At 44.2% G+C, this 20481-nt stretch carries 24 protein-coding genes; 5 read left to right on the plus strand and 19 right to left on the minus strand.

Features of this window, described 5'->3' with window-relative positions:
* Nucleotides 1–119: 119 nt before the first annotated feature.
* From BQ7344_RS03830 to BQ7344_RS03850, 5 genes are all read left to right on the plus strand, one after another.
* A complete protein-coding gene (locus BQ7344_RS03830; RefSeq protein WP_072521487.1) occupies nt 120–428 on the plus strand; it encodes a type II toxin-antitoxin system RelB/DinJ family antitoxin in 309 nt (102 codons plus the stop codon).
* On the plus strand, nt 425–754 hold the full coding sequence (locus tag BQ7344_RS03835) for a type II toxin-antitoxin system RelE/ParE family toxin (protein WP_072521488.1): 330 nt from the start codon (nt 425–427) through the stop codon (nt 752–754). The genes BQ7344_RS03830 and BQ7344_RS03835 overlap by 4 nt, the downstream gene beginning before the upstream one ends.
* A 328-nt stretch (nt 755–1082) precedes the next feature.
* Nucleotides 1083–3464, plus strand: a complete 2382-nt coding sequence (locus tag BQ7344_RS03840; RefSeq protein WP_072521489.1) for an endonuclease MutS2 — start codon at nt 1083–1085, stop codon at nt 3462–3464.
* A 16-nt stretch (nt 3465–3480) separates the two neighbouring features.
* Entirely contained in the window at nt 3481–4182 is a 702-nt protein-coding gene (locus tag BQ7344_RS03845; RefSeq protein WP_072521490.1) for a response regulator transcription factor, read from the plus strand.
* Nucleotides 4179–5585, plus strand: coding sequence for a sensor histidine kinase (locus BQ7344_RS03850; RefSeq protein WP_072521491.1), 1407 nt, complete (start codon nt 4179–4181; stop codon nt 5583–5585). The genes BQ7344_RS03845 and BQ7344_RS03850 overlap by 4 nt, the downstream gene beginning before the upstream one ends.
* 135 nt (nt 5586–5720) lie before the next feature.
* Here the strand turns inward: BQ7344_RS03850 and BQ7344_RS03855 are convergent, their stop codons facing one another.
* From BQ7344_RS03855 to BQ7344_RS03945, 19 genes are all read right to left on the minus strand, one after another.
* The gene (locus tag BQ7344_RS03855) at nt 5721–7145 is read right to left on the minus strand and encodes a glycoside hydrolase family 25 protein (RefSeq protein ID WP_072521492.1); all 1425 of its coding nucleotides are present in this window, start codon (nt 7143–7145) and stop codon (nt 5721–5723) included.
* A gap of 34 nt (nt 7146–7179) precedes the next feature.
* Nucleotides 7180–7509, minus strand: coding sequence for a ribonuclease (locus BQ7344_RS03860; RefSeq protein WP_072521493.1), 330 nt, complete (start codon nt 7507–7509; stop codon nt 7180–7182).
* A gap of 2 nt (nt 7510–7511) precedes the next feature.
* On the minus strand, nt 7512–7814 hold the full coding sequence (locus tag BQ7344_RS03865; RefSeq protein WP_200793031.1) for a hypothetical protein: 303 nt from the start codon (nt 7812–7814) through the stop codon (nt 7512–7514).
* An 89-nt stretch (nt 7815–7903) separates the two neighbouring features.
* Entirely contained in the window at nt 7904–8032 is a 129-nt protein-coding gene (locus BQ7344_RS03870) for an XkdX family protein (protein WP_083585477.1), read from the minus strand.
* Nucleotides 8029–8331, minus strand: coding sequence for a hypothetical protein (locus BQ7344_RS03875; protein WP_072521495.1), 303 nt, complete (start codon nt 8329–8331; stop codon nt 8029–8031). The genes BQ7344_RS03870 and BQ7344_RS03875 overlap by 4 nt, the downstream gene beginning before the upstream one ends.
* Nucleotides 8328–9821, minus strand: coding sequence for a hypothetical protein (locus BQ7344_RS03880; RefSeq protein ID WP_072521496.1), 1494 nt, complete (start codon nt 9819–9821; stop codon nt 8328–8330). Before BQ7344_RS03880 ends, BQ7344_RS03875 begins: the two co-directional genes overlap by 4 nt.
* Nucleotides 9822–9832: 11 nt before the next feature.
* A complete protein-coding gene (locus BQ7344_RS03885) occupies nt 9833–10714 on the minus strand; it encodes a hypothetical protein (RefSeq protein ID WP_072521497.1) in 882 nt (293 codons plus the stop codon).
* 1 nt (nt 10715) lies between these two features.
* Complete coding sequence (locus tag BQ7344_RS03890) at nt 10716–13076, minus strand: hypothetical protein (RefSeq protein WP_072521498.1); 2361 nt, start codon at nt 13074–13076, stop codon at nt 10716–10718.
* Nucleotides 13077–13080: 4 nt separating this feature from the next.
* Nucleotides 13081–13443: a hypothetical protein gene (locus BQ7344_RS03895; RefSeq protein WP_072521499.1), complete on the minus strand. Its 363-nt coding sequence runs from the start codon at nt 13441–13443 to the stop codon at nt 13081–13083.
* Between the two features lie 8 nt (nt 13444–13451).
* Complete coding sequence (locus BQ7344_RS03900) at nt 13452–16472, minus strand: phage tail family protein (RefSeq protein WP_072521500.1); 3021 nt, start codon at nt 16470–16472, stop codon at nt 13452–13454.
* A 195-nt stretch (nt 16473–16667) separates the two neighbouring features.
* The gene (locus tag BQ7344_RS03905; protein WP_330392897.1) at nt 16668–17036 is read right to left on the minus strand and encodes a Gp15 family bacteriophage protein; all 369 of its coding nucleotides are present in this window, start codon (nt 17034–17036) and stop codon (nt 16668–16670) included.
* Nucleotides 17000–17332 carry a hypothetical protein gene (locus BQ7344_RS03910; protein WP_072521502.1) on the minus strand — a complete coding sequence of 111 codons (333 nt, stop codon included), beginning with the start codon at nt 17330–17332 and terminating at the stop codon, nt 17000–17002. Before BQ7344_RS03910 ends, BQ7344_RS03905 begins: the two co-directional genes overlap by 37 nt.
* Before the next feature lie 16 nt (nt 17333–17348).
* A complete protein-coding gene (locus tag BQ7344_RS03915) occupies nt 17349–17798 on the minus strand; it encodes a phage tail tube protein (RefSeq protein WP_072523345.1) in 450 nt (149 codons plus the stop codon).
* Nucleotides 17795–18211, minus strand: a complete 417-nt coding sequence (locus BQ7344_RS03920; RefSeq protein ID WP_072521503.1) for a phage tail terminator protein — start codon at nt 18209–18211, stop codon at nt 17795–17797. Before BQ7344_RS03920 ends, BQ7344_RS03915 begins: the two co-directional genes overlap by 4 nt.
* Nucleotides 18208–18600, minus strand: a complete 393-nt coding sequence (locus BQ7344_RS03925) for a hypothetical protein (RefSeq protein ID WP_235816035.1) — start codon at nt 18598–18600, stop codon at nt 18208–18210. The genes BQ7344_RS03920 and BQ7344_RS03925 overlap by 4 nt, the downstream gene beginning before the upstream one ends.
* On the minus strand, nt 18597–18935 hold the full coding sequence (locus BQ7344_RS03930; protein WP_072521504.1) for a hypothetical protein: 339 nt from the start codon (nt 18933–18935) through the stop codon (nt 18597–18599). The genes BQ7344_RS03925 and BQ7344_RS03930 overlap by 4 nt, the downstream gene beginning before the upstream one ends.
* A gap of 4 nt (nt 18936–18939) precedes the next feature.
* Entirely contained in the window at nt 18940–19326 is a 387-nt protein-coding gene (locus BQ7344_RS03935) for a head-tail connector protein (RefSeq protein WP_072521505.1), read from the minus strand.
* A gap of 1 nt (nt 19327) precedes the next feature.
* The gene (locus BQ7344_RS03940) at nt 19328–19570 is read right to left on the minus strand and encodes a hypothetical protein (RefSeq protein ID WP_072521506.1); all 243 of its coding nucleotides are present in this window, start codon (nt 19568–19570) and stop codon (nt 19328–19330) included.
* A complete protein-coding gene (locus BQ7344_RS03945) occupies nt 19570–20469 on the minus strand; it encodes a capsid protein (protein ID WP_072521507.1) in 900 nt (299 codons plus the stop codon). Before BQ7344_RS03945 ends, BQ7344_RS03940 begins: the two co-directional genes overlap by 1 nt.
* Nucleotides 20470–20481 lie beyond the last annotated feature (12 nt).

Consider the following 20481-nt stretch of genomic DNA (forward strand, 5'->3'; position numbering starts at 1 on the left):
AAAACCGCACCTTCACACAAATAAGATTATTGGAGTGCAAAATTAGTATTGCTATTGTACGGACATTTGCATATAATAAAGATAGATGGAAACACTACTCACGAAAGGAGATGTTTTATATGGCTACAAAATCAGCAAATTTATATGCAAGGATTGAACCGGATGTCAAAGAAAAAGCAGAAAGTATCCTGTCTACACTTGGTATCCCTGCTTCCAGTGCTATCAATATGTTTTATAAACAGATTATCTTACAGAGAGGACTTCCGTTTGAAGTAAAAATACCATCTGCCAGACCTGTTGACATCAACACATTATTAGAAGCAGAGTTCAATGAAGAATTGGAGAAGGGCTATGCGGATATGCAGGCTGGACGGACAAAAAATGCTAAGAAAGCCTTTGCTGACATTCGCAAGGATTATGGCTTATGATATATGAAGTAGAAGTATCCGAACAGGCTGACTGTGATTTAAGAGGAATTTTTGAATATATTGCTTTTGAATTACAATCGCCGGAAAATGCAAGCGGACAGCTTGACCGTCTGGAAGAACAGATGTTAAGTCTGGATACGATGCCGGAACGTTATCGAAAATATGAAAAAGAACCGTGGAAAAGTCGTGGACTTCGTATATTGCCAGTAGACAATTATGTAGTATTTTATATTCCAGATAACGCTAGAAAGGTTGTAACAATACTTAGAGTAATGTATGCCGGACGTGACATAGACAATCAGTTAAATCTCCACACAAAGCAATAAAGGATATGATTTAAAGCAGTCTTTCATTTATGATCGGCTGCTTTTTTCATACTCAAAATTAAAAAGAAAACATCATATCTTTTCTACTGCTTTCTTAGCCAGTAAATTTATGTTTTTCCCGGCATTTGTCACAACAATGTCACAAAACCCTCATTCCCCACTCACTGCCTATTCCCGCAAGCCCTGTAAATACAATACTGAGAGAAAATCATACCCGGATTTTATGAAATTTTTATGAACAAAATTTCACATTTTTCTTTTCATTCCTGCCTAAATCATGTAGAATAGAAACTGGTAAACTAAGCCAATTCAGCAACGAGGAGTAATTATGAATCAAAAAGCACTTAATGCATTGGAATATCCAAAAATCATAGAAAAACTTACAGACAAGGCTTCTTCCTATATGGGTAAGCAGCTCTGTAAAAATCTGGAACCCTCCACCGATCTTGAAGAGATCCGTCTGATGCAGCTTCAGACGAAGGATGCCCTGACAAGACTTTTTCAGAAAGGCTCTGTTTCTTTCGGAAATGTCAAAGACGTACGTGGGTCCCTGAAACGTCTGGAAATCGGAAGTTCTCTCGGTATTCAGGAAATTCTTGCTATCTGCGCTCTTCTGGAAAATACTTCCAGAGTCAAAGCATATTCACGTAAAGAGCGAAACGATCTTCCGGTCGATTCTCTGGATGGTATGTTTGATGTACTTTCTCCACTGACACCACTCTCTGCCGAAATTCGCAGATGTATTATTTCTGAGGATGAGTTCAGTGATGATGCAAGCCCGGCACTTCGCCAGATCCGCCGCAATATGAAAATCACAAATGACCGAATCCACACACAGCTCGCTTCACTGGTAAACGGCGGTGCCCGTACTTATCTGCAGGATTCTGTCATCACCATGCGAAACGGCAGATACTGTATTCCGGTCAAAGCCGAATACAAAGGTCAGGTTCCCGGAATGATCCACGACCAGTCCTCCACCGGTTCTACACTTTTCATCGAACCGATGTCTGTTGTTAAATTAAATAACGACATTCGCGAACTGGAGTTACAGGAGCAAAAAGAAATCGAAGTGATCCTTGCAGATCTCAGCCAGCAGATTGCACTGGAACAGGAAACTATTTCACTGAATCTTAAGATCATGGTACAGCTTGATTTCATTTTTGCAAGAGCTGCACTTGCCATGGATATGAATGCCAGCGAACCGATTTTTAACGATGAAGGACGCATCAATCTCAAAAAGGCCCGCCATCCACTCATCAACAAAAAGAAAGTGGTCCCAATCGACATCCGGCTCGGTGACACATTTGATCTTCTTGTCATCACAGGTCCGAATACCGGTGGTAAAACCGTATCCCTCAAGACAGTCGGCCTTCTGACTCTTATGGGACAGTCCGGGCTTCATATTCCGACACTTGACCGCAGCGAACTTGCACTTTTTCATGAAGTTTATGCAGACATTGGTGATGAACAGAGTATTGAACAGTCCTTAAGTACTTTTTCCTCACATATGACCAATATTGTTTCTTTTCTGGATAAAGCAGACCGTCATTCTCTCGTACTTTTTGATGAGCTCTGTTCCGGAACGGACCCGACAGAAGGCGCAGCACTTGCCATCTCCATTCTCTCTTATCTTCACGAGCGTGGAATCCGGACCATGGCAACTACTCACTACAGTGAACTGAAGATATTTGCCCTCTCCGCGTCAGGTGTCGAAAATGCCTGCTGTGAATTTGATGTAGAAACCTTAAGCCCGACCTATCGTCTCCTGATCGGTATTCCGGGTAAAAGTAATGCCTTTGCAATTTCCTCCAAACTCGGCATTCCTCAGTCCATCATTGAAAAAGCAAAAGAACAGATCAATGAACAGGACGAGTCTTTCGAAGACGTCCTGACTTCTCTCGAAGAAAGCCGTGTCACAATTGAAAACGAACGCACGGAAATTGCACAGTACAAACAGGAAATCGAAACACTAAAAAAACAGTTAGAAAGCAAACAGGAAAAGCTGGATGTTCAGAAAGACCGCATCATCCGTCAGGCAAACGAAGAAGCCCACAAAGTTCTGCAGGAAGCAAAAGATTATGCAGATCAGACCATGAAGCTTTTCCATAAATTCCATAATGATTATGTAGATACGGCGGCCGTGGAACGGGAACGTCAGAAACTTCGTCAGAAACTCAATAAAACAGAACAAAAGATGTCTCAGCCAGCTGCCAAAAAGAAGCCAAAGAAAGAGCTCACCGCAAAAGATGTCCGTCCGGGTGATACTGTACGTGTCCTCAGTATGAATCTCAAAGGTACGATCAGTACGCGCCCTGATTCCAAAGGATATCTGTTTGTACAGATGGGAATCATCCGTTCCAAAGTTCATATTTCTGATCTGGAACTGATTGATGAACCGGTGATCACTACACCTTCTCTTTCCCGGACCGGAGCCGGAAAGATCCGCATGTCAAAATCTGCAAGCGTCTCCACCGAGATCAACCTTCTCGGCAAAACCGTTGACGAGGCGATTGCAGAGCTGGACAAGTATCTGGATGATGCATATATCGCACATCTGAAAACAGTACGAATCGTTCACGGTAAGGGAACCGGCGCACTTAGAAAAGGTGTACACAATTACCTGAAACGCCAGAAGCATGTCGCATCCTACCGTCTCGGTGAATTTGGCGAGGGCGATGCCGGTGTTACAATCGTAGAATTCAAGAAATAACAGAAAGGCGAATACCATGGTAACAAAACAGAAAATCTTAATCGTAGATGACGACAACAACATTGCTGAACTGATTTCTTTATATCTTACAAAAGAATGTTTTGAAACCAGAATCGTAAATGACGGAGAACAGGCACTGAAAGAATTCAATACTTTTCATCCTGACCTGATTCTGCTCGATCTGATGCTTCCGGGAATCGACGGTTATCAGGTCTGTCGCGAAATCCGTCACAATTCCGACGTTCCGATCATTATGCTTTCTGCCAAAGGAGAAACTTTTGACAAAGTTCTCGGTCTGGAACTTGGTGCCGACGACTATATTATCAAACCTTTTGACACAAAGGAACTGGTTGCCCGTGTACGCGCCGTTCTCCGTCGTTTCAAGGTTCGTCAGCCAGCCGGTAACCCTGATGAAAAATGTGTAAGTTTCCCGGATCTGACAATCAATCTTACCAACTATTCTGTCACCTATATGGGCAGACAGGTGGATATGCCGCCAAAAGAACTGGAACTGCTCTATTTTCTGGCAGCCTCTCCAAATCAGGTATTTACCAGAGAGCAGCTTCTTGACCATATCTGGGGATATGAATATATTGGCGATACCCGAACCGTAGACGTACACATCAAACGTCTGCGTGAAAAAATCAAAGATCATCCGCAGTGGAGCCTTTCCACCGTCTGGGGCATCGGTTATAAATTTGAGGTCAAAAACAAATGAAAAAGAAACTGATCTCGGTGTTTTTTGGCATATATATCCTGCTTGGTGTACTCGGATTTTTTGTGGTAACATACGTGGGCTCCCATCTTCTGGAAAACCAGCTGGAAAAATCCATCAGTTCCGATATGTATCAGACTGCGCACCGGATTGCCAAAAGTGATCTGGTCAGCCACAGCATTACCTCTTCTGATATGGAAGAAATCCAGAACAATCTGTCTCTTGCCACAGGTAATGATACGATCATCTGGATCATTAACAGCAACGGTCAGCTCATCCTGAGTACACGCAAGGATATTTCTCCTGATCATCCGATTGATCTGGATGGTTTTAATCCTGCTTCCTGGGGAAGCAACTATTACCAGATTGGGAACTTCTATGGTTATTTCCCGGAAGCTCGTTTAAGCACGATTGCTCCGATCATTGAAGATATGAATATCAAAGGGTATGTTGCTGTTCATTATCTGATGAGTGACCTCTACCAGAGCCGCAGCGGTCTTTTGTGGATCATCCAGCTTCTGTATATCATCACTTATCTGGTTGCAGCAGCGCTCTTTCTGTGGTACAGCCGGTATATCCGCCGTCCACTGAGGGAAATCACAAAAGGTGCTTCAGAATTTGCAAACGGAAATCTTTCTTATCAGATCCCCCTTGATTCCGAAAATGAAATGGGCTATCTGGCAAAAAACCTGAACTACATGGCTGATAAACTGAATCGCAGCGGAGAATACCAGAGACAGTTTATTTCCAATATTTCCCACGATTTCCGTTCTCCGCTTACCTCTATCAAAGGATATATAGAGGCAATGATCGACGGTACGATTCCTGTGGAAATGCAGGAAAAGTACTTAAAGATCATCTCCTACGAAACAGAGCGTCTGGAAAAGCTTACCCGCGGGCTTCTGACTCTCAACGAACTCGATATTCAAAAACGTATGCTGAACATTCAGCCTTTTGATATCAACGGTGTAATCAAAGCAACCGCAGCCTCCTTTGAGGGTTCCTGCACCAGCCGTAATATTCTTCTGGAGCTGATTCTGTCCGGCAAGGAACTGCTGGCACAGGCCGACATGGAACAGATCCAGCAGGTTTTGTATAATCTTCTCAGTAATGCAATCAAATTCAGTCCGGATAACTCAACGATTACGATTGAAACCACCGAAAAGAATGGCAAAATCTTTGTTTCTGTCAAAGATCACGGAATCGGAATCCCCAAAGCAAGCATTCATAAAATATGGGAACGTTTTTACAAAATCGACCGATCCCGTGGCAAAGACCAGAAAGGCACCGGTCTCGGTCTGGCAATTGTCAAAGAAATCATCAACGCACATGGTCAGCACATCAATGTTATCAGTACTGAAGGTATCGGCACCGAATTTATTTTTACATTAGAAAAGGCAAAGTAGTGCCACATGCCCAGTTTATGCGGGTTTCCAGTTTTTATTTGTGACCAACGTGTGACTAACCAGAATATTCTAATGCTTTCAAAGATGATACAATATTCTCCGGCAGATGGGTACCTGCCGGAGTTTCTTCTTATATTACTGTTTCTTCAGATATCTCTTTGCAGCAAATCCATAGTACTTACCGGCAATCCGGATATAGTTCCATTCTGACTTGTCTGCTGCCTTGATGGTATCGCATACATCTATCAGATTTCCTTTCTTCAGGAGTGGCCACTTTTTAATCTTCGGCTTCTCTGCACCAGCCCAGGAACGCACATTGAGTTCTGTTGCTGTAACTTTCGCTACATACTTCGGTGTCTTGTTCAGCTTAATTGCTGTCGCTGTTGATGTCTGATCTGCGGTTGCACCGTAATCGATCCAGACATATCCGTCAATCGCGGAATCTGTGAGCTTATATTTTTTGTTCCGGCACGCGCCGCCATTGGCAACAACGCCTGGTGCACTGGAAGTGTTACCTTCGTTTGTATACACGTACTTTGTATCGTATGTACGCACGGATCCAATGTGAGCGCCATTCCGGAAGATGATCAGTGCCCCTTTCTTTGGAGTCTTCTTCCATGTGCCGTTTGCTTTTGCATGTCGTGTGACGCTCTGGCAGTTGTAGAAACCGCCGCCCATGATTTCCAGCGCCTTACTCAGTCCGAATACTTTTACCAGTTTCCAGAACTGATATATCGCACACCATGGCTGTCCCTGGCATCCTGGCTGTCCCCAGCTGTTGACATCTCGTGCAAACTTTGTGTAGTTGTTATATCCTGCATTACGCTGGAAGTCGTCCAGATATGCGAGTGTACCTTTTTCCAGATATGGCTTACCGGTTCCTTCTCCGGCATAGAAATCACCAAGATCGTTGAATTCCTGCAGTTTTGTTTTTGTTGACACTGCTGTTACCTCCTTCTGTGGTTCTGTATAATCCTTGTAAAATACATCTCTGTCTACGTTACCGGAGATTCCCGGAATTTTCGCTTTTGAGCTGTACTGCCATCCAATACCAATATCCGGCCGGAGCCTTTCCTGCAGGGTTCCGCTGTCATTGGCTGGATAGCGGGCAATCCAGAACTCATATTTTCTGAGGTGACTGCAGATCACGTTCATGTACCAGTCAAGGTTGCAGTAGATTGCAAACTTGTACCCTGCTGCCTCGATGATCTTCCGGAAGGCATCCGCCATCTTGTGGATACTCTCTGCTCCGAGTGTTCGCTGGTTGTGATATTCCAGATCAAGGAATACCGGGAACTGGATTTTCCGGCCGTTAAGTGTTGAGACTACCTTTCGGGCTTCGCTCTGGATCTCAGCGATGGTCATTGCGTACGAATACTTATATACTCCGACTGGGATCTTGTGCTTATTGCATGCTGCGAAGTTAGTTTCGAAGTATGGATCCACAACGTTCCCGAGTTCGGTGATGCGCAGAAATACGAAATCCATGCCGTAAGCGGCGACCGTGTCCCAGTTAATCTTGCCCTGATGCGCAGAGACATCAATACCTTTTATTTCCATCTATCATCCCTCCTATGTAGTAAGTGAGGGACGATCACTCGTCCCTCGAAGCATATTTTGTACGGTCCCAGATATCCTTCACTTTCTCCCAGCCGCCGGTGGATACCAGATAAACAATAAATGCGGCCAGAAATGAAGCAAAGACATAGTACCAGGTGATCACAATCTTATAATATATACACATGACCACGACCGCCACAGGGCACAAGATCAGTGACGTGACCAGTGCTACAATACTGGTTGGAATCTTGTTGAGTTTCGGAAGCTCTTTGATTGTCTGTACAACGATCGACACCATGAAGGCAAGCACTCCGAGTGCTGCAAGTCCATAAGTTACATACTGCATCATTACATTCATATCCATGTTCATTCTCCTTTGCGCTTGATATGTAATTCTTCAATTTCCTGTTTCATTTTTGTCACCATCCCATTCCCACCCAAAGCATGATAAGCATCATACATTTCGCAAAAATTCTGATACGCATACGATGGGATATCTCCCAGCTGCATATATTTCGCATGATACTCAATCAGCTGTGTGCGGAGCAGGAGCATTGTTCCCTTGCTGTTGGCATCACGGTCCTTTTTCTGGTTCTTCAAGAGCCAGACGATATACCCCAGAAGGATAGGTAATGCAATGGTATAAGTCTGTATTAATAATTCATTCACTCTTTCACACTTTCTCCGGTTGCGCCGGCGCAAATTCCAATAAAATAAGAGCCTTGCGGCTCTGCTCTGATTTTCATATGTTTTCCCTCTTAGTACTCTTCTCCGGTGATCTGCTTATACTGTTCCGGTGTGATTACACCTTTCGTACAAAACTGTCTGATCTGTTTTGCCGTGTAAAGTCGCAAATTGAAAAATCTCTTAATTTTCTCAAACATCATGCTTCCTCACTTTCTGTAAGTAATGTGTCAGTCATCAGTGCCGTATACATAACCTGTGCCTCGATACGATCTTGCTGAGTTGGTTGCTCTTCTGGGAGTTCTGTCTGAATCTTCTCCAGTTCAGCAATCTCTTCGGGTGTCATATCTCTGTAGACCATTCCCATCACTGGTACTTCACGGGTACGGGTTTCTTCATGTTCTTCAGAGATGAGATTGCCCTCTTCATCGTATTCGGCTGGAATGGTTACTGTGTAGGATTCTGTACGTGTTCCTGTTTGTTTGTATTCTGCTATTTTCAATTTCGTTCTCCTCTCACTCCATACAGCATAAATTTACATCCGGGATATATCAACATTGATGTACCTCCTATAGAGGTTATAGATTGTATGTTAATATTGTCAGAAATAATAACCCCTATATTATCGGTTGCAACCCCGTAATATGTATCAGCCCATCCACTGTTAACGGATCGTTCGCGTTTTTCAATCCTCTGTGGGCCAGATATGTCGATTTCGTAGATCATTCCTGTTCTATTATTTTTTGATAGCTTATTCCATGCTGATGTATAATACAATGGTGCGTTTGGTCCTGTACTCACGCCGTTTATTGACATAAAGCTATAATTCGGAATTGTTGACTCTCCGGTGTATTTTGGAAACAATGCACAAAGTCTTGCTTTTATAAGCCGAAATGATTTCCCATTAATATCAGTATCAATGGTTAGTGCATTTGCTTCTTCGGCATCTTCCGGCATTGTAATTTCAGCAATAAGTTCCCAATCATTCATCCCCATCCTCTCCCTAGCCGCTACCTGTTCATCTGCTGTCCATGCTGCACCTTTTCCGTCACACATGGCGGCTTTAACAGCGTAGTCGAGATTTGCAGGAACAATAGGGCAATATGCAGTATTTCTTCTATCGATAGATGTTTCCTCGGCAGAGTATATTCTAATAAGTCCTATCTTTTCATTTGCACGATGAATACCCCCTTGAACAGCATAGGCATCTATAGATACCAATCCAGGTTTACGTGCAGGAGCTATCGGTATCTCCGCAACTCCATCCTGAACGATACTCTCTCCATTAATCCGCACATCCAAGTTACTTCCACCGTCAGCCCACTCGCAGACGAATGTGCCGTCTTCGTTGACTGATTTAATTTTGAGGATTTTACCGGGTTCGGGAGTTGGGGGGGCGGTTAATTTGGTGTTGAGATCCTGTTTGATGTTTTTCAGTTCCTCAACTGCGCTTCCGGATTCTCCGAAGCCGTCAAGGATCTCCTTTCCTTTTTCGGTGAGTTGATTTTTGAGTTTTTCGGTGTGATCGTTGAGGTCTGCCTTGATCTGGGTTTCCAGCTTGCCAAGCAAGGTCTGCTGTTGCTCCGGAGTGACCTGTGTTTCTGCCTCGAATCCTATATAGACTCGGCCTACTGCAGACCGGGTGTTGAATTTGTGGAGTATGTTGTCTCCCTCTGTCTGATACAGGGTGAGGGAGAATCTTACATGTCCGGTGTATGCCGTAATATCCGGTGTGATTGGCCAGATGAAGTAACAGTTGGATTCATCGGATTCCATGGTAGATTCATAGTAGTTTGTGTCACCGTTTGGATTGACATAATTAATGCGTGGTGTTAATTTTTTCAATTCCAGTTCCCTGTATGTAAGTGGAAGCTGGAATTGTACTGCATTAACTTCCACATCTCCGTTAATACCCAGAACCAGTTTTTCTGATGGTAAAATCAGTTCTCTCAGTTCTGGATCAACTGTAATTGTTGGTATGTTAGTGTTCATGTTTCTTTCCTCTAAAATTCAGCAAATTGTAAAACAAGAAATGCTGCATCGGTGCTGTGCGTGTTTGCGGTGGGGTTGATAAAACCTACCTTCAGGCTGCCGGCAATAGCTGAGCAGCTTGAAGGTGCAAGCCATCCGCTCGCAAGGCATACCGGAACAAATACGGTTGCCCCATCAACAGCGTTAAATGCTGTGGTTATATTTCCTGTGTACGCTCCACTCGCGGTAGATGGAACTTTGAATTTAACTGTTGTGGCTGCCAATAATTTCATTCCAGAAGATACACCGAAAAGCTCTTTTGCCTGCGCCACGGTTGTTTTTTTCACAGCATTTTCTGTGGCTCCTAAAAAATAATCTGCATCTGCCGGTGCTGTATTTTCCGGAAGATCTGTTACCGTCTTACCGGTCACAGTACCATCTGCAGTATCTGCCATGAGTGACTGCTGCACTGCTTTTTCAATCTCTGCCACATGTTTCTCATCGAGTAGGTTCTTGCAGTCCTCTGCGGCCTTGGACGCGGTCTCAGCTGCCTTGGATGCAGTGCTAGCTGCAGCGTTCGCACTTGATGCCGCTGTATTTGCACTGGAAACTGCCTTGTCTGCATTCGTCTTTGCATTCTGCGCTGCTTTTGTGGCATCCTCACAGGCTTTCAGGGCTGTACCGACTTTTTCGTCAATGTGATTGTCGATGGCTTCTCTTCCGGCCTCGTCGATCTGATCTACCATGTCTTCATAGGTTGCCATGCGCTTGGTGTCACCTGGGGAAAAGCACTGGTAGATTGCTTTCCCGTCCGATGCATGGGGATCTCCTTCTGTCACTACTGCAAGCTCACCGGTGCGGAGCTTCTGCGGGTCAAATTTGCTATATGGCCCGTGTCTCATTGTTATTGCCATGTTAATTACCTCTCATTTCTTTAACTGCCTGTTTCAAGGATTCGATTTCTTTTTTCTGCTGTTTCAACATTGCGAACATTGCCGGGATCATCATACGATAATTCCAGTCTTCTACTTGACCGTTCATGTGTGTGACCGCCTGTGGAAAATGTTCTTCTACATCCTCAGCGACAAACATAGGCAGATAGCGTCCCTCGTTTTCGTCTCCTTCAGCAAGATAACCGTCTTTGTATTTCGCCCAGATCGGTTCGATTTTGTACCATTCTTCGATTTCGGATGAGATTATGGAATTTCCAATATCTTTGTAGCGTTTAGACGAAGATGCGGCTCTGGTGACCGTTCCATCTGTCATAAGCAGCAAATCATAAGCATTTGTATTTTGTTTGACATTTAAAAGTGTTGTGGCTTTTGACGTTAGTGTATCAAGTGTTAAATCGCCTTTATCACATACAAGTTTATTATTTATTCTCGTTTGATAATAATTGCACCACAGTGGAGAACGCGGGTATTTTTTCGAATCTACACCATCATTAAGTGCAAACGCAATTTCTCTATCCGCCATTATATTTACTCGATATTTTTCGTCAGTTTCGTCCCACCACATTCCAACTTCTCTATAAGAAAGAATCGGTACTTCAGAGTCCGTATCCCAGTAACTTAGTCTATATCCATCTACATTAGGATTTACAAATTTTAGGCTTGTATCATTCAGATCCCATCCTAAAAGGAGCCCTCTTTCTTCAATCATTCCCGCTAATCTGTTGTTCTTATCAAAGACCTTTAGTACACCATTCTCGTTACCCACACCACCCAGGCTTAATGTTCCACCATAAGCCCAGTCCCAATGGATGCCGATCACGGATAGGATGTTGAGGGCTGCATTGCCGTTACTGTCGAATCCTGCTTTCCAGACTGTGGTGGAGTCTTTGCCGGTGTAGTTCCGGGTCACAAAGAAACCGTCAATACCGGATTTGTAGACAATTTTGGATTCGGACAGTTTCGGCTTATCATGCCGGTACACGATCACAGAGCCGTCATCCTGGATGATCTTGGTCTCGTGGAATCCCAGGGTGTTGGCAGCAAGTTGGCTTATCTGCTGGACAACAAGGTCATAGGCAGACATTTCCTGATCAGTGTAATTCCGGGCAGCTTCCAGTAGCTTTGTTGCTGCTCCGTAGTGTGTGAATGTTTTTGCAGTCGGTGTCTCGGCCGTGGATGAAATCGACTGTGCCGCAAACAGGCTGAACGTAGTGTCTGTGATCACTGTTGTATACGAAGATGTTGTCTTTGGTGATACCACAGCCACATCACCAGCTTCGATTGCCGGATTCCCCTGAATGGAAATGCTCATTGGACGAAACGGTCTGTCGATGATCTTATCTCCTATATGTTTCGCTACCTGCTGCATCGTATCTGTCTGGATCAGAGGGTTATCTTTGATTTCCAGTGCGTATGTATCCGTGCCGTACAGGTATTTTTTATCTGCATTATCTTTTTTTGTTGTGATCTGAATTCCTGTGACATTGATGTCGGTTCCGTTTATTGACTTATTGTACAAATCATAGAAATGATGATAAGTATCCATGTCAACCAATGTTCCACTATCGTATGTATAGCCGGAACTATAATTGTCAAACGTTCCTCCGTCAGCTTCATCACCGGAAAGATATTTTTCCTGTGATGCCATATCGAAAATCCCGCCATCCAGATCACCGGATCCTATCGTCGAAAAATCGTACCATCCGAAAGCAAGCCGTCCCAGATGATTGATTCTTGCATAGCATCCCATTATCTGCGCGCAATACGAAATCACGTCTCGATACGTTATGCTTCCTTCTGGTTTTGTTCTGACAATGTAGTTTCCCATCTCAATTGAACCGGACTCGCAATCCACCTGACAATGCCGGCAGGCATCCAGTACAATGTCCCGAATCGTTGCCGGATAGGAAAGTGTACATTCACTGTACGGTCTGTCGAAATAGATCATTTCATCATAGGCTGTGATCTGCAGTGTGGTTTCGCCAAATATTGCCGTATATACCCGATACAGTCCTTTTTTCAGGTCTTCCCAAGTTCCGTCCGCCAGTTTCAGACCGATTACCGCCTGTATATTGGCACCTTCAAAATCGCAGTCATCATACTGTTCTTCTGAATTGTCCAGTGTGATCTTGTATTCTTTGATCACTGCGGCTCCTATTTCGAATTTCCCTGATGTAGACGTGGCTTCATTGATCTTATACTCTCTCAGGTCCATCATTGGAATCAGAATCTCTTTTTTATTTTTCAGGGTGATCGTATCTTTTATTCTGAACTCCCTGTTTCCGCTTAACGCTCTGCGGAATGCTATACTTGTATTGATCATCTTATCACCTCTGTATCACATCTACTGAAACAGTCCTGTAGTAATAATTCCCGTCACCCAGATATCCGTAATGTTCTTTGGTCAATGTTCCCCTGTAAGCTTCGATTGTGAAATCAATCCCTGAATCATGGAATGTAAACGGGAAAAAGCCGGCTATTAACCGGCTTTTAATCAGCTTTACTTCTTCGTCTGTCAGCCATTCCCACTTTATACTGATGTTTTTCTTCTCAGCTACTACATCTCCAACCATCCGTCCCATCAGCGTCCTTCCGGTGTCTGAGGTCCATATAATCTCATCTGCTACAGACAGGGATGTTGGTGCAGGAAGGACCACATCTCCCGATTTTAAAATTTCACCTTTTTTCATGCTCCCTCCTACTTAATGTCCACGGTGTTGAAGCGTCTGTCGATTTCTGCTTTTACTGCATTCTCAGCTTCTGCCAGCTTTTTACCATCAAGGTAGAATCCCATCTGCGAAAGAGCTGCTATAATTCGCATCACTGCGCGGTTCATTATGGTTTCCAAGTCTTCTCTTGTAATACCGGATCCGCCTGCTGCCCTGACAGCTTCTATTGCCATTTCCCTCAGCTTATTCTCCGGAGCTACAACTTCTCCCTGATGCAGGTTATCACCGATCATGGCAAGCTGTGGTGTGTTTGGCTTGACGTATGCGCCCTGTGCCAGATGTGGAATAGTTGGTACTCTCGGAAGAGACATTCCATAATGACCATAATGTCTTGTTCCGGTAATCGGATTCTTAAAGTCATAACTGAATGAGAACGCGTTTTCAATTGCCGACAGTCCTGAGTTTAGTTTGTCCATTAATCCGTTGATCAGATCAATAACCGCATTCAGCGGTGCTTTTGCCAGCGCTATAAGGGAGTCAAACACTCCTCCGAAAATTTCCTTAATTCCGTCCCATGCCTGCTTCCAGTTGCCCGAGAAAACACCAGTAATAAATTCCACAATCCCGTTGAATACGCGTTTTATGTTTCCCCAAATGCGCTGTACGGTACCAAGAAAGGTGTTTAAAACAGAGCCTAATGTTCCGAAACTCTTTGACCAGTCTGTCTGAAAGATTCCTTTTACAAAATCAATAAACGGCTGCAGGATATTTTTCTTTGCAAAGTCAAAGATTGAGACTATAATCTTTTTAAATCCCTGCAGAATCTCTTCAATCCCCTGCCAGCACATGCTGAAATCTCCGGTAAATACTCCTGTACAGAAATCAAGAAATCCGCCTAAGATCGTAGTGATTCCGCTAATCACATCACCTGCCACCGCCAGAAGGTCAAGAATCAGATTGCCGATAGTTCCAATAATCGGCGAAATGACCGGCATGATGTTGTTGATGATCCATTCAATAAACGGAACCAATGTGTTCTGCCATAAAACCCCCAGATTCTCTAACAATTTTCCTACCAGTTCAAGGATCCCGTCCAGAGCCGGCTGGATATGCTCTGACCACACAGTGCTGAACTTATCCGCCAGATAATCAAGAATCGGTGAAAGATATGTATTATACGCATCCAGAAATGTTCCAAGGATATCCGAAATCCCCTGCGTGATTGCATCCATGAACGGCGCGAAATACTGATCATAAACTTCATTCGCTTTCTCAAATGTATCTGTAACGCTCTGTGAAAGAGCATCAAATACAGTTCTCCATCGAGAAAGCATATTCTCCAGAGTTCCAGAGATTTTTTCCGTATTCTGGATAATTGGAACGACGCAAAGTTCTTTAAAGTCTCTTGCGAACTTGATTTCTAAGTCTGTCGCGCCAAGAAATCCATCTGAAAATACCTGAATGATATCTGAAGTGATTGCCTTAGCATCATCACTTGAAAAAATATCAAAGATATCTGCCAGTGCAACACTGAAATCTCCCGAAAGCTTTGCAATCTCTCCTGTCGCATCGAACATTGAAACAATGCGTTTTTTAATATAGTTCTTGCTCTTCGCAAGATATTTATCAACACCACCAACAAGATTATCTGCTAATGTAAGCCCTATCCTTGCTGTGGATCCTGTGATTTTTCCAAATGCAAGAGCAATATTGTTCGCGCATCGGTTCGCCGCATTTACGACTGCAGCGTCTGTGAAGATTTCCTTTAAGTTCTTACCAATACTTTTTGCAGAATTATTTATGGAATCAATTTTCTTCTGCGAATCCCCGAATCCGATTTCGAATCCTTTTTTGAACAGTTTCGCAAGTTCCTGGCACCGTTTTATCAGTGCAGACATTTTTTTATCTGTCTTATCAAGAACCGTATCGCCCTCAGCAAGGTTTCCGAAATCAACCGCGCTTCCAAGCGCTCCGGTACCTCCTGTTCCGGTTGATGGAGAGGAAGAACTGCCGGAACTTGAATCTGACTGTGAATCCAGCTTATTAACCTTGTCAAAGCCCATGAGGGCTTTCATCTTTTTCGCCGCGTTCTGTGCTGCCTGTCCAACCTTATCTGTATTGCTTGCCAGATTGGACGCGGAATCAGACGCGTTTTCCAGACCGGTTCCTGCATCATCTGCTGCTCCTGCAACTGCCGCTACACCGTTGCTGTCTGAACCACTGGATTTATTTCCCGTGATTAATTCCGTAAAGGACTTAAATGCATTTGCCAATGTAGCAAGCTTTCCGATCACCGTATTGATTACCCGAATGATCGGAGTAAATAAGTTAATCAGTCCCTGTCCGATCGTTGCCATGAGAGACTGCATCTGCAGGCTCAATATCCTGCACTGGTTCGCCCAGCTTCCAGAAGTGCGTGCGAAGTCGCCCTGTGCGGCTGACAGCTTATCCTGTACGAACTGATAACGTAGGGCTACCTTTTCCGCTTCGGACATTGCCGAAGTTGTTTTCCCAAATCCATTCGCCATAGCGTAGGAATCAAGAGCTGTCTGTGTCATTACGACACCGAGATCTTTTAAACTTTCCGTTTCACCGGTAAATACCGATTTTAGCTTTGTGTATGCCTCGTCCTGCGAAATGTTGTAGAACGATGCCACATCACCTGCCAGTCCGGTCAGGGTTGAGCCCATATCGTAAGCCTGCTTTTCAGTAAACCCGAAAGCTTTTGCCATGGCACCGAATGTACCGGTGTACTGTTTCGCCATGGTCTCTGACAGACCAAAGCTCTGTGCTGCACTTCTGGCGAATTCATCGACCTGTGCGGTCATCTTCGGAAAAGTGACATCTACAACATTCTGAACTTCCGCAAGATCAGACCCCAGTTCCAGACACTGTTTTCCGAAGTCAACCAGTTTTTTTACTCCAAAAGCCGCCGCAAGTGCCGCTCCTGCTTTTTTCGCCATGCCGGTTATCCCGGCCATCTGATTTTCGAACTGATTTTTATTTACAACCAGATCAAGACCGATCTGTCCGATACTTGTTGCTGACATATATACCACCTGCCTCTGTCACGAGGACATCGGCACAGTGGCACTACTTGTCCTGGTTTATTTTTATTTCAAATTCTTTCTTGCAGTGCCTTGCCTGACACTTAAAAAAGACACCCCGGCATTTTGCATCCGGGGCATACTGTACTTTCTGTTCGTGTCCACAGAAAGGGCATCTTACCTTTAACCTTTCAATTTTTAATCACCTCCAAGGCCTGCCATGCGCATGAATGCCATCTTCATTGCCTGCATCTGTGCATCCATCTGTTCTTTCGATGTATGTGTTTTCACAAATTCTGCATGCCTCGACTGCCATGCATTTCGAATTCGGTGCTGTTCCGGTGTAAAATTCTCTAAAACTTCTTTCCGGTCTTCCGCGCGGATAGCAACAACTCTTCCGAGAGCCGTGTCCGGACTGATTCCGATAAGCATCTGTCTAAACTCTTCCCATGGCATTTCATGCACTTCTTTCGACAATCTTATCCCGTACTGTGACTGAAAAGAGGATACGATCAGATCATAGTCCTCAATCAGGTCGTAGTAGGGGTCTGAGACTCCCCCTCGGATTCATCATCTTCTGCACCTGTGATGAGTTTCTGAGCTTCCATAACAACAACTGTCAGGTCATTAAAGCTCAGTTTCAGTTTTTCAATCTTTTTCCGACTTTCTTCCGGGAACATCAGATTGTACAGATCCAGAATATCTTTTGGTGTTGCTTCACTTTCCTCAAGATCTCCGTATTTTCCCATAATCTTTAACATGGTTGCTGCATCTGCATTTACTTCCAGTTTTTCATCTTTGATCACCAGAAATGGATTTCCATCCATTTCCAGTTTGTCTGTGATATTTACGATCTTTGCCATCTTGTCTTTCCTTTCTTTACAGTGCCGGTGTTACCGTCGGTTTTCCATTACTGATCACATCAATTTCCAGCGCACCTACGTTTGTAGAATCGCCACCTCCGTTGTTTTTGACATCGATCACGGCATTTGTCCAAGATATACTTGTACCATCCGGCATGATCCACTCAAAATATCCCTCTGCATCATGCCCGTTTTTGAACGCTTTGCCTGCCGCATAATCGTTTCCAGCATCGCCAATGTTTCTCTTACCGTTGAGCGTGATAGTGATTGCTTTCGCAGTCATTAAGGCTCTCTGCCATCCTTCCATATCCATTGGTGTCCAGGTTTCTACACCGTTGGAAAAGGTCGGAGAAAATGTTTCCATGTCTGCGATCGTGGTTGCTTTTTCCTTGGACTCGCCAATTTTGAACTGGTTATCAAGTACCGGAAATACATTGGTCTTCCCTGCAAACTTCTGAAGATTCATTTCCATGTCTCTTTACCTTCTTTCTTCTCAAAAATAAAAGCCCCTTCTATGACCATTTCGTAGATGCCGGCATCATCAGCGCCGACATCCTGAATATCATATAGTGGCTGAAAAAACTTAATTGTCTCACTATTTACTTTTGCATCACGTACCGTTCTCAGCTTCTCGAACAGCTCCACAGTGGCTTTTTCAGTCTCTCGTGGGGATTTGTTCCAGTGAACGAGCAAAGTCACGTATTTCTCGCCGTAGCCTTCCAGAGAGGGACCTCCAAGCGCTGTGTGGTATGCGTTCTGATGCTTGCTATTGTATACTCCTACAGATTTATCTTCCTTATCCGGGAGTTTTCCCATATACACATGCTCTGCCACATCAAGAGATGCGATATAATCTCTTACATCTTTCAACATCATCATATTCCCGTCAGCCTCCTGTAGATCTCTTCGAATGCTTTGGCCGCAAAATCAGCTTCTTTACCTCCTGGAAGCCAGTCTGTATACCATTTGCCGCGTGCATTCGGATTCTCTCCTGTCTGGAAGTGATATTCCGGATGGAAATACAGGCGGCGGGCATATGGTGTGCTGGACACAATGGAAACTTTTCCATTCTCATTTTCAGAACGGTCCAGGAATGTACTTTCATTTTGGAGATTTCCGGTATCTCGTGGAAATACCTGTGCCTGCACAACTTCCGTATGTAGTGCTTCCGCAGTCTGTTCCAGAGCAGTTGTCTGTGCCTCGGTCAGTTTCCGGATCATCGGAAGATTCAGTTTTATTACTGAGTTCACACTGATCATATTACTCATACCAGCATCACCTCTGTATAATTCACGGAACCATCAGGATTTCTTGCCTTTGTTCCCTGTTCGATTCGTCTTTTCACCCCAAAGATCACAGCGGATCCACCGGAGATCACCGGCAATTCCGGGCAGATATCACCCGGAAACAGCGCTGTGCCGGTAATCTGTACCAGCTTTTTCTCTGCTGTCAGGACTGTTCTTGCTTTGTCCTGATAATTACACTTGCCAGAAAACTCTATCGTCTTAAGTGGTTCGCCGTATTCGTTCAGACCTTCCTGCTCAAACGTACAGGCAATATCTGTCTTGCATAGTCTTTTCGGTACCAAACACGGGTATTTCATACGATCACCTCGCTAACATACAGCATAATCCAGTCTGCTGTAACAGTGCATATACATCACGTTTCATAGCCACACCTTTGTCGGTAAACACATTCCAGCTGCTGCCGAACTGTGCAGACACTCCATTGATGCTGTACGAAGATAACACGCTGTTGATCTCATCTGCATTTTCATACTCGAAATCTGCCTGCATGCACACGACTTCCCTGATGATTTCCTGCTGGTAAGCTGTAAGATTAGAAAATCCCCGACCTACAATGCGGTTGTAAGTCAGGGAATCAACGTGCCTGGATGCCTGCTTCAGGGCTTTCTCCAGTTCATCTTCAGGGATGGTACTGCCTTCATGTTGGCCCATGTAATAATCTTCGGATGCATATGATTTGTAAGCCATATCAGGCACCCGCTTTCTTCTTCGGAGTCTCCTTTGTCTCTTTGCTCTGCATATCCTGAATCTTCTGTTTCAACTCCTGATTTTCGGCTTTCAGTGCCATATATTCTTCATATGGTACTGTTTTTCCTTTTCCGTATGCAACGATTTCGCCATCATCATCGTAGATATCGTAACCCTGATTCTGGTAATCAGGTACCATGGTTTCATCGATCACATATTCTTTGTTTCCTCTTTCCGCTCTCATTAAGCTCCCTCCTTATTAATTGCAAGGCCGCAGGCTTTGCGCTGGATCAGGAAAGTATCTGTATAATACCGGTTCTGATAGATGTATTTATCTGCTGTCCTTGAATCGGTTTCCGGAGTAAATACTTTCATGTAAGCATATTTATCGCGAGAGATGACGCAGGACGGATGTACCAGTATCATGTTTATCTGTTTCGCACCGGCGGCCGGTACGCAGCCATCAGTAAAGTTATACTTTGTTTTAAAACGGCCAGAAGGTACCGGTTTCATTGTAACATCATCAATGCTGTGGACATTTCTGTTGATAACACCAGCAGCTCCTACAGACATGGTTCGGGTGATTCCTTCTGCCTCTTTAAACAATTTCTGCATTGCAGAAGTAAGGTACAGGAGACGTCCATCCTGAGGTACGGAATTATCGTCCATATGTGCCATCTGTTCGTCAAACCATTCCAGAATGTTTGCCGTTGTCAGTACTGTTTCATCTACTGTTGCTCCATCAGATGCATAAGTGGTTGCCTCGGTCAGAAGCTTAGAGAATCTGTAGGAATCTTTTTCCGGGATAGCCTGTTCCTCTTCGAAAACATTCTGGATGTTCGCCATTTCCGCAACCAGATTCGTTTCGTCTACATCCATCGGATCAATCGGGATTTCAATATCTCTGTCATGCTGCAGTTTCTTTGGCTCCCAGTCATTGGATACAGAACCAGTATTGAAGCCAATGGAGCCTCTGTTGTGATCTTTATATCCGGATACAGTTAATCTCGGGATCTTGATTGTCTGTGCGTTCAGGAATTTGATTCCCTGATTAGAAAGAGTTAAGTCGTAAGATACCAGTTCTCTTTCGTATTTCTGCGCCAGCTGTCTGGTAAATAATTCTGCATAATCATATACTGCCATAGTTTTTCCTCT

Source organism: Blautia sp. Marseille-P3087 (assembly GCF_900120195.1).
Classification (GTDB): Bacteria; Bacillota; Clostridia; order Lachnospirales; family Lachnospiraceae; genus Blautia_A.